Origin of the sequence: Spirillospora sp. NBC_01491 (genome assembly GCF_036227065.1) — a bacterium.
GTDB classification, from domain to species: Bacteria; Actinomycetota; Actinomycetes; order Streptosporangiales; family Streptosporangiaceae; genus Spirillospora; species Spirillospora xylanilytica.
Window position 1 is genome coordinate 3,848,503 of the sequence record NZ_CP109432.1, and the last position, 16,189, is coordinate 3,864,691.

Sequence of the window (16,189 nt, forward strand, 5' to 3'; positions counted from 1 at the left end):
CTCCGAGTTTTCCACGCCGCCGGGGCCGCCCCGGGCGGCGCCCCCGCCGCCCGGATGCATTGACCGGTCCCCGCCGCGTTGATAGAACACGTTTCACTTTGTGTTCTGGAGGCGGCGATGCCCGTTCCCGATCAACGCGACCCCGAGCTCACCCGGCGCAGCCTGGCCCGCTGGCTGGACCGGCACCTGCCCGGCGTCCGGATCCCCCTGCTGGAAACCCCCGAGACCAGTGGCTTCTCCAACGAGACCCTGATGTTCGACGCCGCGTGGACCGACCCGGCGACCGGGGCGGCGCGGCGCGAGCCGTTCGTCGCCAGGGTCGCGCCCGCGCACTACCAGATCTTCCCCGAGGCGCGGTTCACCGAGCAGTACCGCCTGATGCGCGTCCTGGACGAGCGGACCGGCATCCCGGTCCCGCCGATCCGCTGGTACGAGCCGTCCGCCGAACCGCTCGGCGCCCCGTTCTTCGTGATGGGACGGGTCGACGGCCGCGTCCCGACCGACATGCCGCCCTACCACATGGGCGGCTGGGTCACCGAGGTCGCGCCGGACGAGCGGGCCGCAATGTGGTGGTCCACCCTGGAGGTCATCGCCGAGCTGCACCGGCTGGACGTGGACGCCCTCGGCCTCGGCTTCCTCGATCAGCCCGAGTGGGGCGCGACCGGCCTGGAGCAGCGGCTCGGCTACTACGAGCACTACCTGCACTGGGCCTACGACGGTCCGCAGGAGACCGCGCTGGACGCGCTCGCCTGGCTGAAGGCGAACCGTCCGGACGAGCCCGGCCCGCCCGTCGCGCTGTGGGGCGACGCCCGCATCGGCAACGTCGTCTTCCAGCGGGGCGCGCCCGCCGCGGTGCTCGACTGGGAGACCGCGGCGCTCGGCGCGCCCGAGGAGGACCTGGCCTGGTTCCTGTTCCTGGATCGCCACCACTCCGAGGGGATCGGCGTGCCCCGGCTGGACGGCTTCCCGACGCCGGACGAGACGGTCGCCCGCTACGAGGGGCTACTCGGCCGCCCGGTCCGCCACATGGCCTACTACCAGGTGCTCTCCGGCTTCAAGTTCGCGGTCATCATGGCCCGGATCGGCCAGGCGATGATCGACTTCGGCTGGATCGGGGCCGGCGACGCCTTCCCCCACGACAACAACTGCACCCGCCTGCTCGCCCGCATCCTGCCCGGAGGACCCGCATGACCCTGTCACCGCTGGACGACTACCCGATCCACCAGGCGCCGGAGGTCATGCGGCACGTCACCACCTCCGACCGCAACTTCTACGACCGCTACTACTTCAACGCGCACCCCTGCTCGGACGACCTGATGCTGATCATCGGGATCGGCCAGTACCCGAACCTCGGCGTGATGGACGCGTTCGCGGTGGTCCGCCGCGGCCCGCTGCACAAGGTCGTCCGGGCCTCGCGCGAACTGGGCGCCGACCGGATGGACACCGCGGTCGGCCCGTTCCGCGTCGAGGTCGTCGAGGGCCTCCGGCGGCTGCGCGTCACACTGGAGGACACCGGCAACGGCCTGTCCTTCGACCTCGCCTGGGAGGGCGCGATCCCCGCCCAGCTCGAACCCGCCCACTACCTGCGCTGGCAGGAGCGCGTCGTGTTCGACTCGCGCCGTGTCGCGCAGACCGGCCGCTGGACCGGCTCGATCACCGTGGACGGCGAGCGGATCGAGGTCACCCCCGATCACTGGTGGGGCTCGCGGGACCGCTCCTGGGGCGTCCGCCCGGTCGGCGAGCCCGAGCCGCCCGGCATCCAGGTCAAGAACGCCGGGACGTTCTACTGGATGTACGCGCCGATCCAGTTCGAGGACCACTCCGTCCTGTGCATCGTCCAGGAGGACGAGAAGGGCCGCCGGGTGCTGGAGGAGGCCACCCGGGTGTGGGCGGACGAGTCGCGCGAACCCGAGTACCTCGGCCGCCCCGAGTACCGCCCCGTCTACGCCGCCGGCACCCGCGATGTCGTCCACGCCGTGCTCGCGTTCGCGCCGCCGGGTGGGGCGCCCTTCGAACTGCGCGCCACCCCGATCCTGCCCGTCCACATGATGGTCGGCACCGGGTACGGGCTGGAGCCCGACTGGAAGCACGGCATGTACCAGGGCCCCGACCTGAAGGTGCAGGGCGTCTCCTACGACACCCGCAAGGACGAGGACGCCGCCCGCATGTGGGGCATGGTCGACGCGGTGGCCCGCTACGAATACCTGGACGGCGCGGCGCCGACGGGTGCCGCGACCGGATACGGCCTCTTCGAGTACTGGGCCCTCGGCCCCCACCCGTCCATCCCGGAGTGACGCGCGGACCGTCCGGGCCTAGCGGGACGCGGCGAGCACCGCCAGCACGATCGCGACGACCAGCGCGACGGTGGTGAGCACCAGAAAACCGGCCACCACCGCGCAGGCGAGGCCGCGCGGCTGGTCGCGCCAGGTTCCGTAGTGATCGCGCACCTGCCGGTCCAGCTCCTCCCGCGACGGCTCCGCGGGATCCTCACGCGCTGACGTCACGGCGGCCAGTCTGGCAGACCGTCCGCGGCCGGGGAACGCACCGGGGCGCCGGTCCGGCCGGACCGGCGGCCCCGGGCCGCCACCGTCCGGGCACTCCTGATCGAGCGGGGAGCATGACCAGGCGCGACCGGACGGAGCGAGAGCGGGCGGTGGTCAGGTCTCGGTCCCCTCGGCGATCGTGAAGGCCACATCGCCCTGCGGGTCCACCTGCGCGTCGAGGGTCTTGCCGTCGAGCATCGTCGCGACGACGGGCTCCATGTAGACCCTGGCGCCCTCCTCCTCGACGACCTGATCGCCCGCCTCCGGCGCCGGCGCGACCGACAGCCGCAGCGCGTCGGAGCCGTCGAGGCCCGACTCGATCCGGATGCCCGTCTCGGGCGGCAGTTCGGGGTTGGCGGTCACGGTACGTATGACCTGGACGGCACCGCTGGTCAGCGTCAGCATGATCAGCTCCTCACGTCTCGGGTGTTGCGGATACGGGATCTGCCCCACCCTCCCCGTTCAGAACGGGGGTAAACATCGGCGCCGCGCCGCCCCCTCGGGCCGGAACGGCCCGAGGGGGCCCGGCATCGCCGCTGGTCAGGGCGATGCCGGGCCCGGCGGTCAGCCCGCGTCGGGGGCCAGGGCGCGTACCGCCTCGGCATGCGAGAGACCACCGCCGGGGACGATCGCGAGCACCGGCGTGGTGAGCCCTGCGGCCACGTACTCGCGGATCCGGGCCCGGCACGCGTCGGGGGTGCCGTGCACGATGAGGTCGTCCACGACCTCGTCCGGGATGACCTCCAGGGCCTTCTTGCGGTCGCCCGCGGCCCACGCCTCGTTCATCGGCCCGAGCGCCTCGCCGCGGCCGAGCCACTGGTGGAACTTCTGGTAGACGGGCACGTTCATGTACGCGGCGATCATCCAGCGGCCGATCGCGCGGGCCTCCTCGGCGTCGCCGGTCGGGCAGACGAACAGCCGGGCGACCAGCTCGGGGCCGTCGCCGAGCTCGCCGCGGACCGTCGCGACGTCCTTGGGCGCCAGCCAGTTGGTGATCGCGCCGTCGGCCTCGCGGGCGGCCAGCCGCAGCATCCCGGGACGCAGCGCCGCGAGCACGATCGGCGGCGGCGTCGCCGGGGCCGACTCCAGCTTGAAGCCCTTGACGGCGAAGGTCTCGTACTCCTCCTTGACCTTCTCCCCCGCGAGCGCCCTGCGCAGGAAGCGGAGCGTGTCGCGGGTCCGCTTGTAGGGCTCCTCGAACGGGATGCCGTTCCAGCGCTCCACGATCGTGTCGGACGAGGTGCCGATGCCGAGCACGAACCGGCCCGGGGCCAGGTCGGCGAGCGTCGCGGCCTGCTGCGCCAGCAGCGCCGGTCCGCGCGTGTAGACCGGCACGATCGCCGGGCCGAGGCGCAGCTCCGGCGCCCACTGCGAGGCCAGCGCCAGCGGGGTGAAGGCGTCGGTGCCGTTGGTCTCCGCCGACCAGGCGTCGGTGTAGCCGAGGCCGGGCAGGCTCTCGACGATCTCCCGGTGCCCGGCCAGGGGCAGCCCGGCCAGCGGAATGGTCAGTCCCCAGCGAGACATGTGCTCGCCTCCTCAGGCGATCGAGGGCCGGATGATGGAGCCGCCGTCCACGACCATGGTCTGGCCGGTCATCCAGGACGCGGCGTCGCCCGCGAGGAACACCGCGGCGTTGGCGATGTCCTCGGGTTCCCCGAGGCGGCCGAGCGGCATGTACGTGTTGATCTGCTCCTCGTTCTCCTCCCACAGTGCGCGGGCGAGCGCGGTGCGGACCAGGCCGGGCGCGATGCAGTTGACCCGGGTGCTCGGCGCCAGCTCCATCGCGAACTGGCGGGTGAGGTGGATGACGGCGGCCTTGGTCGCGTTGTAGTAGCCGATGCCGTGCTCGGTGACCATGCCGCCGACGGAGGCGATGTTGATGACGGCGCCGCCGTTCCGCTCCATCGACCGCTTCCAGGCGAGCTGGGTCCACTGCACGACCGCGAACTGGTTGACCTGGACGGTCTTGGCGGCGGCGGCGGGCTCGATCTCGGTCATCGGGCCGAAGTGCGGGCTGGTGCCGGCGTTGTTGACCAGCACGTCCAGCGTGCCGAACTCGGCCACCGCGGCGTCCACGCAGGCCGCGGCCTGGTCGGCGTCGCCGACGTGCGCGGCCTTGGCCAGCACGCCGACGCCGGGGTGCGCGGCCCGGATCTCCGCGGCCACCGCGTCGAGGGCGTCCTGCTTGCGCGAGGACAGCACGACGTTGGCGCCCTCGGCGGCCAGCGCGAGCGCGATGGCCTTGCCGATGCCCCGGGACGCGCCCGTGATCAGCGCGGTCTTCCCTTCCAGTCCAGTCCGCATGCGCACTCTCCTTCGCTGAGCACCGAGTACTCCGGCGGCGCCCGGCCGCGCGGCCGGCGCGGCCGAATCCGACTCGGTCACTGTACCCAAGTGACTGACGGGTCAGTTAGCTGGCCCCGGGTGCCAGCACGAACCGCCGGAAGCCCTCCGCCGCCGGCGGCCGGGTCCGCTCGGCCGCCCACACCAGCCCGATCGTCCGGACCGCCCCCGGGTCGGCCAGCGCCAGGTGGCGCACCCCGTGCGGCGACTCCGGGCCGCCCTCGGGCGCGCCGAGCCCGGCGGCGTCCGGCCGCGGGGCCACGATCGCGACGCCGAGCCCGGCCCCGACCAGGCCCCGCACCGTCCACGACTCCTCCCCCTCGAACGCGATCCGGGGCCGGACGCCGGCCCGCTCGGACAGCTCCTCGAAGATCGTGCGCAGCCCGGCGCCGCGCCGGAACGCCACGAACGGCTCGTCCGCCACGTCCGCCAGCCTGGCCCGGCGCCGTCCGGCCAGCCGGTGGCCCGCGGGCACCGCGAGCTGGAGCCGCTCGGTGACCAGCGGTCGCCACACCAGCGCCGGGTCGTCCGGGTCGGGACTGGTGACGGCCAGGTCGGCGCGGCCCTCCCGGACCGCCGCCGCGAGCCGCTCGGCCCGGTCCTGGATGAGCCGGAACGTCACCCCGGGATGCTCGCCCCGGAACCGCCGGATCAGGTCGGGGACGAACAGGGGCCCCTGGGTGTGCAGGAACGCCAGCGACACCTCGCCGCGCTCGGGGTCGGCGGCCTGGACGAGCGCCCGCCGCGCCGCCTCCTCCTCGGCCACCAGCCGCCGGGCGTGCTCGGCGAACACCTCCCCGTACCGGCTGAGCACCACGCCCCGGCCCGCGCGGTCGAACAGCGGCGCGTCCAGCTCGCGCTCCAGCCGGGCGATCGCGCGCGACAGACCGGGCTGCGAGATCCGCAGTTCCGCCGCGGCGTTCGTCACATGCCCGAGGTCGGCGACGGCCAGGAACCAGCGCACCGTGGTGAGATCCATGCATTCATGCTGGCAGAGCATCGTTTTCCGATCGAAGTCTCATTGGACGCATGACTCCTGATGGTTGAATCCTGGACGTCATGGCCGCCCCCGTCGTCCCGGTCCCGCTCCAGGAGGCCGAACCGCACCGCCTCGGGTCGCCGGGCCTGCGCCGCATCAACCTCGCGCTGTTCGCGGCCGGGCTCACCACGTTCATGTCGCTGTACTGCACGCAGGCGCTGCTGCCGGAGCTGTCCGGCGGCTTCGGCGTCTCGCCGGCCGAGGCCAGCCTGCTGGTCTCCCTGGCGACCGGCGCGGTGGCGGTGGCGGTCATCCCGGTCAGCTCGCTGTCGGAGCGGTACGGGCGGACCCGGGTGATGCTGGTGTCCTCGGTGGCCTCCGCGCTCGTCGGGCTGCTGATCCCGCTGTGCACGACGTTCGCGCTGCTGGCCGCCGCGCGCACCGTGCAGGGGCTGGCGCTGGCGGGCGTCCCGGCGGTCGCGATGGCCTACCTCGCCGAGGAGGTCCACCCCGAGTCGCTCGGCGGCGCGATGGGACGGTACGTGGCCGGGACCGGCATCGGCGGCGTCCTCGGCCGGCTGGTCCCCGGCCTGGTGACCGACGTCGCGGGCTGGCGCTGGGCGCTCGCGGCGACCGGGGTGGTCGCGCTGGGGTTCACCGTGCTGTTCTGGGCGCTGCTCCCGCCGTCCCGCCGGTTCCGCCCCGGCCGGGTCGAGTACCGGACGCTGCTCGCCCACCTCCGCGACCCGGGCCTGCGCCGCCTCTACCTGATCGCACTGGTGGCGATGGCCGGGTTCGTGACCGTCTACAACTTCCTCACCTACCGGCTGCTGGACGCGCCGTTCCACCTCCCGCAGGCGGTGGTCGGGCTGATCGCGGTGACGAACATCGCGGGGTCGGCCGCGTCCGCCCGCGCCGGCGTGCTGGCCGACCGGTCCGGACGGCGCCGGGTGCTGGTGGGGGCGCTGCTGCTGGCCGCGTCCGGGCTCGCGCTCACGCTGCCCGACGCGCTGCCGCTGGTGGCCGTCGGGCTGCTGGTCTTCACGGTCGGGTTCTTCGCCACGCACGCGGTGGCCAGCGGCTGGGTGGGCCTGCGCGCCTCGTCCGCGCGCGCCCAGGCGTCCGCGCTGTACCTGTTCGCCTACTACCTGGGCAGCAGCATCGGCGGGACGGCCGGGGGCGTCGCGTACGAGCGCGGCCAGTGGACCGGCACCGGCCTCTACGTCCTGCTCCTGCTCGCGGTCGGCCTGGTCGCCGCCGCCGGGATGGCCGGAACCTCCCCTGTCTTGAACGGTCGCTTGGTTGGTAAGGTGCGCCGGAAGTGACCTGAGGAGGGCCGCGTGAGCACCACCAAGGAACGGCGCCCGGCTATCGAGGGCTGGTTCACCGGCGGCGACGGGGCCGTCCGGCTGCTCGGCACCCGCTGCGCGTCCTGCGGCACCCCGTACTTCCCGCGCAACGAGCTGGCGTGCCGCAACCCCGGCTGCACCGGCCCGAAGGACGGCTCCGAGCTGGAGGAGCACGCCCTGTCGGGCCGGGGGCGCGTCTGGTCCTACACCGACTCCCGCTACAAGCCCCCGCCCCCGTACATGTCCCCCGACCCGTTCCGCCCCTACACGGTCGCCGCCGTCGAGCTGGAGGCCGAGCGCATGGTCGTCCTCGGCCAGGTCGTCCCCGGCGTCGGCGTCGACGACCTCGCCGTCGGCATGGAGGTCGAGCTCACCGAGGGCGTCCTCTACGAGGACGACGAGGCCGAGTACACGGTGTGGATGTGGAGGCCGGTCAAGTGAGCACGAGGGCAGCCGCAGCGAGCGGAGCGAGCCGATGAGCAGCGGGCCGCCGCGCGGTGGCTGGACTGAGGAACGCGCGCAGCGACGAAGGAGCGAGCACGTGACGAGGGAAGCCGTCGCGCGAAAGCGGCGGCCCGCAGCGAGCGGAGCGAGCAAATGAGCAGCGGGCCGCCGCGCGGTGGCTGGACTGAGGAACGCGCGCAGCGACGAAGGAGCGAGCACGTGACGAGGGAAGCCGTCGCGCGAAAGCGGCGGCCCGCAGCGAGCGGAGCGAGCAAATGAGCAGCGGGCCGCCGCGCGGTGGCTGGACTGAGGAACGCGCGCAGCGACGAAGGAGCGAGCACGTGACGAGGGAAGCCGTCGCGCGAAAGCGGCGGCCCGCAGCGAGCGGAGCGAGCAAATGAGCAGCGGGCCGCCGCGCGGTGGCTGGACTGAGGAACGCGCGCAGCGACGAAGGAGCGAGCACGTGACGAGGGAAGCCGTCGCGCGAAAGCGGCGGCCCGCAGCGAGCGGAGCGAGCAAATGAGCACAGATATCGCCGTGCTGGGCGCCGGGATGCACCCGTGGGGGAAGTGGGGGCGCAACTTCGTCGAGTACGGGCTGGCGGCGGCGCGGGCGGCGCTCGCCGACGCGGGCGTGGCCTGGCCGGACGTGCAGTACGTCGCGGGCGCCGACACCATCCGCAACGGGTACCCGGGGTTCATCGCGGGGGCGACGTTCGCGCAGGCGCTCGGCTGGTCGGGCGCCCGGGTGTCGAGCAGCTACGCCGCCTGCGCGTCCGGCGCGCAGGCGATCAACTCCGCCCGCGCGCAGATCCTGGCGGGCCTGTGCGACGTGGCGCTGGTCGTGGGCGCCGACGCCGCGCCGAAGGGGTTCTTCAAGCCGGTCGGCGGCGACCGTCCCGACGATCCCGACTGGCTGCGGTTCCGGCTGCTCGGCGCGACCAACCCGATCTACTTCGCGCTGTACGCGCGGCGCCGGATGGCGATGCACGGCGCGACGCTGGACGACTTCGCCGCCGTCAAGGTGAAGAACGCGCGGCACGGGCTCGCCAACCCCAACGCCCGCTACCGCAAAGAGGTGACACTGGAGGACGTCCGCGCGTCGGCGGTGGTCGCCGACCCGCTGCGGCTGCTGGACATCTGCGCGACCAGCGACGGCGGCGCGGCGCTGGTGCTGACGTCCATGGACTACGCGCGCCGGCACGGGATCGCGAGCCCGGTGCGCATCCCGGCGCTGTCCACCGTCACTCCGACGTTCCCCAAGACCGTGCTGGACCTGCCCGACTTCGCCACCGACTCGGCGATGACGGCGCCCGAGCCCGAGCGCCCGTTCCGGGCGGCGATGACGCACGCCGCGTACGAGGAGGCGGGGATCGGGCCGGACGAGCTGTCCCTGGCCGAGGTCTACGACCTGTCCACCGCCCTGGAGCTCGACTGGTACGAGGACATCGGCCTGTGCGCGCCGGGCGGCGCGGAGGAGCTGCTGCGGTCGGGCGCGACCGCGCTGGGCGGCCGGGTGCCGGTCAACCCGTCCGGCGGGCTGGCCTCGTTCGGCGAGGCGATCCCGGCCCAGGCGATCGCGCAGGTCTGCGAGCTGACCTGGCAGCTCCGCGGGCAGGCCGAGGGCCGCCAGGTGGACGGCGCCCGCGCGGGCATCGCGGTCAACCAGGGCCTGTTCGGCCACGGCTCCGCCGTCGTGGCCGTCCGCTGACGGAGGCGGCGGGCAGAAGCGGCCCCACGCTCAGTGGGCTCCCCGCGGTCAGGCGGACCGGGCGACGCACCGAATACCCGGAATCAGGACACGCATTTAAAGGCTCGCCATAAACGCCGGTGCAACCTTTCGCAATGACACAAAGATGAGCACCGGCGGACCTTTTATGGCCGGGCTAGTACGATGGTCCCTTCGGTAGCCGAGGAGGAGCTATGACCGCAGCCGCGTGGGGGCCCGCCGAGACGGAGGGCGAGGGGCCGTGGGAGGCCCGGTGGCGCTGGTCGACGGGCCTCCGGGGCGCCGATCGCTTTCTGGACGAGAACAAGGTCATCACCTTTTGTGAAGAAATGTTCCGCCGGGCCGATCCCCCCGAACTCGACGTCAGCATCTCGGTGCGGAACCGGGAAACCGGTGAGGGGCTGAGAGATTATCTTCACCGGTGTTACGGCGAGGTCCCCGATTCGGTCCTGGTGCACCTGCCCGAACAGTGGCAGGCTCCGGACACGGCCGCCTGCGGAACCTGCGGCGGAACCGGAAGGATCACGATAATCCAGACCGGCAAGCAGAAGGCGTGCACCAGGTGCAGGGGAACCGGCAAGGAATGACGGGACGGGCCGCGCCGGATACGGAGTACCGGCGGCCGTCCGGACGGTCCCCGAGGACGCGGCCGGCTCGGCCGTCACTCGCCGAGCCAGCGCAACGCCTCCGCCTGGAAGGGGACGTCGGCCTCGAGCTGGCAGAGCACGCCGATGCCGACGCCGAGCGCGCGCTGAGCGTGCACGAAGTCCGGTGGGAAGGCGAGGCTGAGCCCCACCGACAGCGACGACGTCATCCGCTCCAGGGTCTCGCGCAGGTACGTGCCGTCGAACCTGAACACCTCCGTCCGTGCCGGAGCACCGGACCGGTCGAACAGGTCCAGCAGTCGGCCGCCGTCCGCCCGCACTCCCGGCCGTAGGAACTCCAGCTCGCGCAGCACTCGGACGAGCTCGTCGGGATCCTGCGCCAGATGGATCCGCATCCACTTCCCCAGCGGGCTCTCGGTGCCGGGCGGGTGCCGGTACATCGCGCCGAAGTCCAAGACGCCGAGGCCACCGCCGGCGAGCAGGCGGAAGTTGCCCGGGTGCGGGTCGCCGTGCAGCAGCCCCGAACGCGGGACGGCCGCGAACATCAGCCGGGTCAGCAGCAGCCCGGCGCGGTCGCGCTCCGCCCGGCTCCCGGTGGCGATGACCTCCGCCAGCGGCGTGCCGTCGATCCACTCGGAGATCAGCACCCGGCCGCGTTGCAGGACGACGTCCGGGACACGGAAGTCGGGATCCGCGCGGAACCCGGACCGGAACCGCCGCTGCGCCCCGGCCTCGCGCGCGTAGTCGAGCTCCTCGGCGAGCCGGTCCATGAGCTCGGCGGCCAGCGCCCCGCCGTCCAGCTCGGGCGCCACCACCTTGGTGAGCAGGCGCATCGCCAGGATCACCGCTTCGCGGTCGCCGAGCAGGTGGTCCCGTGCGTACGGGTACTGGACCTTGACCGCGACCGGCCGCCCATCGCTCCGGACGGCCCGGTGGACCTGGCCGAGCGACGCCGCTGCCGCCGCGTCGGGTTCGAAGGAGCCGAACAGGCCGCGCCAGTCCGGGCCGAGGTCCTCCTCCAGCACCCGGAACACCACGTCGGCGGTCTCCGGCCGCGCCTGCTCCTGCAACCGGGCCAGCCGTTCCCGGTAGACCGCGGAGATCGACGGCGGCAGCACCGTCTCGTACACCGACAGCACCTGACCGAACTTCATCACCCCGCCCTTGAGGCCCCCGAGCACCTCGAAAAGCTGGTCGGCGGTGCGTTCGTGCAGCTCCAGGGCGGACTCGTCGGTCAGCCGGCCCAGGGCCTTGAGCCCCCCGGCGGTGGCGAGCCGCCGGGTGACGCCCAGCGGGACCCGCGACAGCCGGGCCATCCGGCCCAGGGTGTGCATCTTCATGGTGGCCAGCATCGCCGCGGGACGGCGGCGGCCACATCGGCCGCCGGTCCCGAACCGGCTCCGACCTTGGGCCCGCCGCCTCCGACCGTGGTCGGAGCGGGCCCGGCCCACGGTCGGATGTGGCCGGCCGCCGGCGAGATCTAGGATCTGCACCATGGCACGCGCCCAGGCAGCCCTGCGCGGCGGCGATCCGCCGTGGCCGCTGCTCCGCCTGTCCGCCGCGACAGGGGTCGCCTGGACGGTCCTGGCCGTCGCGCTGTCGCCGGCCCCGCCGGCACGGACCGTGCTCGTCTCCGCCGTCGCGGTGCTGTGGACCTGGCAGCTGGCCGGGCCATGGCGACCGCCTCGTCAGGCCGTCCCGCTGCTGGCGCTCGCGGCCCTGGCGCTGCTGGCCGCGGCACCGACCACGGACGCCGACCTTGCGGGCTTCCGTCCGTTCCCGTCCGCCGAGGGCAGCTTCGCCGACGGGGCGCTGGCGGTGGCCACCGCCCCCGCGTGGACCCACCTGGTCGTCCTCTCCCGGGGCCGCGACCTGGTCTGGTCCGTGCCGCTGGCACTCGCCCTCGCCCCGGCCCGGCACCTGCTCGCCGGAGACTTCCCGCTCTGGCCGGCCTGGCTGATGTGGGGGGTCGGGTTCATGCTGCTCGGCGCGGCCTTCCGGATCCACGGCATGCTGTACGAGGCGCGCCTGCGGCTGGACCGCGAGGCCGTCGCCGAGGAACGCCGGAAGATCGCCCGCGAGGTCCACGACCTGGTCGGCCACGGGCTCGGCGTGACCCTGCTGAACCTCACCGCGGCCCGGCTGGCCGTCCTGCGCGGCGACGCCACGGCCGCGGTCACCGCCCTGGAGGAGGCCGAACGGATCGGCCGGCAGAGCGTCCGCGACGTGCACCGCGGCCTCGTCCTGCTCCGTGATCCGTCCCCGCCGGACCACCGGGCGTCCGTCGCCCCGGCGCCGCCGACCGCCGAGGACGTCCGCGCTCTGGTCGCCCGGTTCCGGGCGGGCGGGCTCGCCGTGGACCTCACCACCCGGGGGGACCTGTCGGCGCTCGACCCCGCGGTCGGCCTGACCGTCTTCCGGATCGTCCAGGAGGCGCTGTCCAACACCGCCCGCCACGCCCCCGGCGCGACCGCCGGCGTCACCATCGACCTGGGCGGCCGGCACGCCGAGGTGACGGTGGACGACGCCGGCGCCGGGACGGGCGGCGGGCGCACCCCGCGGGGCGGCTTCGGCCTGGTCGGCATGCGCGAGCGGGTGGCCGCGCTCGGCGGCACCCTCCGCACCGGGCCGACCCCGGCCGGGTGGCGGGTACGGGCGACCATCCCCACGCCGGGGACGTCCGGATGAGCCCGATCCGGCTCCTGCTCGTCGACGACCAGCAGCTCGTCCGTGCCGGGCTGGCCCGGATCTTCGAAGGCCGGCCCGACCTGCGGATCGTCGGGGAGTGCTCCGACGGCGACGAGGTGGTGGACGCGGTCGCCCGGCACCGGCCCGACCTAGTGCTCATGGACGTGCGGATGAGACGCCTGGACGGGGCCGAGGCCACCCGCCTGCTGACCCGCCTGCCGGACGCGCCCCCGGTGCTCGTCCTCACCCTGTTCGACGATCCGGAGGTCGTCTCGGCCGCCCTCACCGCGGGCGCGGCGGGCTTCGTGCTCAAGGACGCGCCCGGCGAGGAGATCATCCAGGCGGTACGGGCCGTGGCCGCGGGCCGGGGCTGGCTGGACCCCTCCATCGCTCCTGCGGTCCTCGCCGTCTACCGGTCCCTGCGCCCCCGGGCCGGCGGATCCGCGGCGGCCGCCGAGCTGTCGGCACGCGAACGCGAGGTGCTGGCCCTGATGGGCGGCGGCGCCACCAACCAGGAGATCGCCGCCCGCCTGCACATCGCCGAGGGCACCGTCAAAGCGCACATCGGCAACATCTTCGCCAAGCTGGACCTGCGCGACCGGGCGGCGGCCGTCGTCTTCGCGTTCCGCCACGGCCTCGCCGAGTGACGGCGGGCGGGCCGCGTCCGTCGGGTCGTCGGGCCCGGCCGCGACGCGCCGCCGGACGGGGGACCGGTCAGGGGAGCCTGCGGATCTCCTCGATGATCTCCGGCATGGCGTCGTTGTTGTGGCGGAGGTAGTCGAGCAGGAAGCCCACCTGCTCGTCGCTGTAGGAGTCGATCCGATCGCCGAACGCCCGGCCGATGGGGGCGAAGTACTGCCCGAAGCGCTGCACGTTCTCCTCCACCAGCTCGACGATCACGCGGCGGCGGTCGTCGGAGTCGCGGCTGCGGCGGACGTAACCGGCCTTCTCCAGCCGGTCGATCACCGCGGTGATCGCACCGCCGGTGGTGATGCCCATGAGGTGCGCGAGCTGGCCCGGGGTCTGCGGGCCGTCCAGGTAGAGCGCGTTGATGCACTGGGCGTCGGTCACGTTCATGCCGGCCTTGCCCGCGGTGGTGTGATGGAGCAGCACCGTGTACATGGTGCTGCGCCGGACCGCCGCGGTCAGGTCGCGCACCATCCGCTCGCGTTCTGGGGTCGGCACGCGGAACCTCGATTCCTTTGTAGAGAAACTCTCATATCGAGCAACTCTCTACGGGAGACTCTAGTCTCCCCGCGGACGGACCGCCACGGCCGCCGGACCTGTGGCGGACGAGACAGGCCGGCACCCGATGACGGATATCAGTCAAGACGTATCATGGATTTCGGTTAGGGCCGCTGACAGTCGCCCTGGCGCGGCCCGGGTCCCGCGAGGCCCCCGGGCCCACCTTCCCCGGGCACCGCGGCCGAGTATCGCAAACTCGGAGGGCGGCAATTGAGCACCCACTCCCTCTCCGCCACGACGATCGATCTGGACGGCGCGGCGGCCGGCACCACCCGGCTTCACCTGGACGGCCTCACCTCCGGCGAGCGCGGCACCGAATCGGTCACCGCCCACTACCGGGGCGACGCCGACGCCACCGTCGCGCTCTACGTGTGCGCCGCGCACGCCGCCGACGGCGGGGACTTCGCCCAGCGGGTACGGATCGGCGTCTTCGAACGCTCCCGGGACCTGCTCCCCTTCCCCGTCTTCACCGGCACGCTGGCCGATCTCGCCGAGCGCGACCGCTTCGAGCGGGGCGTCGGCCGCTGGACGGGCCGGGGCGACGGCGCCGACCACGAGGTCACCTACGAGATCACCTGGCGGGCGCCCGCCGACGCCACCGGCCTGGACGACCGGGGCGCCGACCTCGGTCTCGTGCTCGAGGCCCGGCCGGAGCCAGCCCCCGGGTCAGGCCCCGGCGACCCCCTCGGCGATCTCCCGGGCCCAGCGGTAGTCGGCCTTCCCGGCGGGTGACCGCTTCATCTCGGGCACGAACGCGTACACGCGCGGGACCTTGTAGCCCGACAGGGCCTTGCGGCAGTGCGCGTCAAGATCGGCCTCGAGCGGCGGCCGACCGCCCGCGGGCTGGACGACGGCCGCGACCCGGCTGCCCCAGCGCTCGTCCGGGACGCCGGTGACGACCGCGTCGTACACGCCCGGATGCCCCTTGAGGACGGCCTCGACCTCCTCCGGGTAGACCTTCTCGCCGCCGGTGTTGATGGTCTGCGAGCCGCGCCCGAACACCGCGATCGACCCGTCCGCCTCGACCGTGGCGATGTCGCCGGTCAGCAGCCAGCGGCGCCCGTCCACCACGGGGAACGTCCGCGCGGTCTTGTCCGGGTCGTTGTAGTAGCCGCGCGCGATGTGCCCGCTGCGCGCGACCTGGCCGAGCACCCCCGACCCCGGCCGGACGGGCCGCAGCGCGTCGTCCAGCACCGTCACGTCGGCCACGTCCGGCGCGAAGCGCAGGCCCTTCTCGGGCGCGGAGCCGGCGACGGCCTCGGCGGTGGAACCGGACTCGGTGGACCCGAACCGGTCCATGATGATCGTGTTGGGCAGCAGCGCCTGGATCCGGTCCCGGACGGTGCCGGTCAGGATCGCGCCGGTCGACACGTACGCGAGCAGCGAGGACGTGTCGTAGGAGGCGCGGGCCAGCTCCTCGGCCATCGGGATCGCCATCGCGTCGCCGGTGACGGTGAGCGAGTTGACCTTCTCCCGCTCGATCGCCCGCCACACCCCGGCCGCCTCGAACTTGCGCGTGTAGACGACGGTGGCGCCCATCCACCAGGCGATGAACGTGGCCATCTGCGCGGCGCCGTGCATCAGCGGCGCCACCGGCATCATGGTCATCGGGCCGGAGTCGCGGGCCAGCCCGACGACGTCGGCGGGCTTGTCCGGCCGGGGGAAGGTCGGGTTCCAGAACGCGAACAGGAGCTGCTCGGTCGACCACATGACGCCCTTCGGCATCCCGGTCGTCCCGCCCGTGTAGATCACGTAGAGGTCGTCCGCCGACCGGGCCGCGAAGCCCCGCGTCGCCGGGCTGTCGCGGACGGCGTCGGAGTAGGAGACCGCGCCCGGGATGCCGGGCTCGCCGCCCACCGCGATCAGGTGCCGCAGCTCCGGGACCTGCGGGGCGGTGGCCCGCACCCGGTCCTCGAACTCCACGTCGTACAGCAGCGCCACGCTGTCGGAGTCCCGGTAGAGGTAGAGCAGCTCGCTCTCCACGTACCGGTAGTTCACGTTGATCGGCACGGCGCGGATCTTGAGGGCGGCGAGCATCGCCGCCGCGTACTCGACGCCGTTGTAGAGCTGCACCGCGACGTGCTGCCCGGGGCCGACCCCCACCGACTCCAGATGGTGGGCCAGCCGGTTGGCGTGCGCGTCCAGCTCGGCGTAGGTGAGCCGCTCGGCGCCGCAGACCAGGGCGGTGCGGTCCCCGATCGCGTCCGCGACTCCCTCGAACAGGTCAGCGTGGTTGAACTCCATCGGACGTCCTCCGGAGGGGGG

At 73.6% G+C, this 16,189-nt stretch carries 17 protein-coding genes; 9 read left to right on the top strand and 8 right to left on the bottom strand.

The window, feature by feature from the left end; genetic code table 11:
* Positions 1–117: 117 nt before the first annotated feature.
* Both OHA34_RS17910 and OHA34_RS17915 read left to right on the top strand, forming a co-directional pair.
* On the top strand, positions 118–1,191 hold the full coding sequence (locus tag OHA34_RS17910; RefSeq protein WP_329522267.1) for a phosphotransferase family protein: 1,074 nt from the start codon (positions 118–120) through the stop codon (positions 1,189–1,191).
* Positions 1,188–2,294: a hypothetical protein gene (locus tag OHA34_RS17915; RefSeq protein WP_285942326.1), complete on the top strand. Its 1,107-nt coding sequence runs from the start codon at positions 1,188–1,190 to the stop codon at positions 2,292–2,294. The genes OHA34_RS17910 and OHA34_RS17915 overlap by 4 nt, the downstream gene beginning before the upstream one ends.
* 18 nt (positions 2,295–2,312) lie before the next feature.
* Here OHA34_RS17915 and OHA34_RS17920 read toward each other — a convergent pair whose 3' ends face one another.
* From OHA34_RS17920 to OHA34_RS17940, 5 genes are all read right to left on the bottom strand, one after another.
* Positions 2,313–2,504: a hypothetical protein gene (locus OHA34_RS17920; RefSeq protein WP_285942327.1), complete on the bottom strand. Its 192-nt coding sequence runs from the start codon at positions 2,502–2,504 to the stop codon at positions 2,313–2,315.
* A gap of 153 nt (positions 2,505–2,657) precedes the next feature.
* A complete protein-coding gene (locus tag OHA34_RS17925) occupies positions 2,658–2,948 on the bottom strand; it encodes a Fe-S cluster assembly protein HesB (protein WP_285942328.1) in 291 nt (96 codons plus the stop codon).
* Positions 2,949–3,107: 159 nt separating this feature from the next.
* Positions 3,108–4,067: an LLM class F420-dependent oxidoreductase gene (locus OHA34_RS17930; protein ID WP_329522268.1), complete on the bottom strand. Its 960-nt coding sequence runs from the start codon at positions 4,065–4,067 to the stop codon at positions 3,108–3,110.
* Positions 4,068–4,079: 12 nt separating this feature from the next.
* A complete protein-coding gene (locus tag OHA34_RS17935; protein WP_329522269.1) occupies positions 4,080–4,847 on the bottom strand; it encodes an SDR family oxidoreductase in 768 nt (255 codons plus the stop codon).
* 106 nt (positions 4,848–4,953) lie between these two features.
* Positions 4,954–5,865: a LysR family transcriptional regulator gene (locus OHA34_RS17940; RefSeq protein ID WP_329522270.1), complete on the bottom strand. Its 912-nt coding sequence runs from the start codon at positions 5,863–5,865 to the stop codon at positions 4,954–4,956.
* Positions 5,866–5,945: 80 nt separating this feature from the next.
* Here OHA34_RS17940 and OHA34_RS17945 point away from each other — a divergent pair, with 80 nt between their 5' ends.
* The 4 genes from OHA34_RS17945 (at position 5,946) to OHA34_RS17960 (ending at position 9,973) form a co-directional block, all read left to right on the top strand.
* On the top strand, positions 5,946–7,190 hold the full coding sequence (locus OHA34_RS17945; protein WP_329522271.1) for an MFS transporter: 1,245 nt from the start codon (positions 5,946–5,948) through the stop codon (positions 7,188–7,190).
* Positions 7,191–7,205: 15 nt separating this feature from the next.
* Entirely contained in the window at positions 7,206–7,655 is a 450-nt protein-coding gene (locus tag OHA34_RS17950; protein WP_285942333.1) for a Zn-ribbon domain-containing OB-fold protein, read from the top strand.
* Positions 7,656–8,177: 522 nt separating this feature from the next.
* Complete coding sequence (locus OHA34_RS17955; protein WP_329522272.1) at positions 8,178–9,368, top strand: lipid-transfer protein; 1,191 nt, start codon at positions 8,178–8,180, stop codon at positions 9,366–9,368.
* Positions 9,369–9,580: 212 nt separating this feature from the next.
* The gene (locus OHA34_RS17960) at positions 9,581–9,973 is read left to right on the top strand and encodes a hypothetical protein (RefSeq protein WP_285942334.1); all 393 of its coding nucleotides are present in this window, start codon (positions 9,581–9,583) and stop codon (positions 9,971–9,973) included.
* Positions 9,974–10,047: 74 nt separating this feature from the next.
* Here OHA34_RS17960 and OHA34_RS17965 read toward each other — a convergent pair whose 3' ends face one another.
* A complete protein-coding gene (locus OHA34_RS17965; protein WP_329522273.1) occupies positions 10,048–11,331 on the bottom strand; it encodes an ABC1 kinase family protein in 1,284 nt (427 codons plus the stop codon).
* 154 nt (positions 11,332–11,485) lie between these two features.
* Here OHA34_RS17965 and OHA34_RS17970 point away from each other — a divergent pair, with 154 nt between their 5' ends.
* Together OHA34_RS17970 and OHA34_RS17975 are read left to right on the top strand one after the other, a co-directional pair.
* Positions 11,486–12,679: a sensor histidine kinase gene (locus OHA34_RS17970; protein ID WP_329522274.1), complete on the top strand. Its 1,194-nt coding sequence runs from the start codon at positions 11,486–11,488 to the stop codon at positions 12,677–12,679.
* Positions 12,676–13,326, top strand: a complete 651-nt coding sequence (locus OHA34_RS17975; protein WP_329522275.1) for a response regulator transcription factor — start codon at positions 12,676–12,678, stop codon at positions 13,324–13,326. Before OHA34_RS17970 ends, OHA34_RS17975 begins: the two co-directional genes overlap by 4 nt.
* A 67-nt stretch (positions 13,327–13,393) precedes the next feature.
* Here the strand turns inward: OHA34_RS17975 and OHA34_RS17980 are convergent, their stop codons facing one another.
* Complete coding sequence (locus OHA34_RS17980) at positions 13,394–13,864, bottom strand: MarR family winged helix-turn-helix transcriptional regulator (RefSeq protein ID WP_285942338.1); 471 nt, start codon at positions 13,862–13,864, stop codon at positions 13,394–13,396.
* Positions 13,865–14,134: 270 nt separating this feature from the next.
* Here OHA34_RS17980 and OHA34_RS17985 point away from each other — a divergent pair, with 270 nt between their 5' ends.
* Positions 14,135–14,656, top strand: a complete 522-nt coding sequence (locus tag OHA34_RS17985) for a hypothetical protein (protein ID WP_285942339.1) — start codon at positions 14,135–14,137, stop codon at positions 14,654–14,656.
* On the opposite strand, the gene OHA34_RS17990 is transcribed toward OHA34_RS17985, so the two are convergent.
* A complete protein-coding gene (locus OHA34_RS17990; RefSeq protein ID WP_285942340.1) occupies positions 14,591–16,168 on the bottom strand; it encodes an acyl-CoA synthetase in 1,578 nt (525 codons plus the stop codon). The genes OHA34_RS17985 and OHA34_RS17990 overlap by 66 nt on opposite strands.
* Positions 16,169–16,189: the final 21 nt, after the last annotated feature.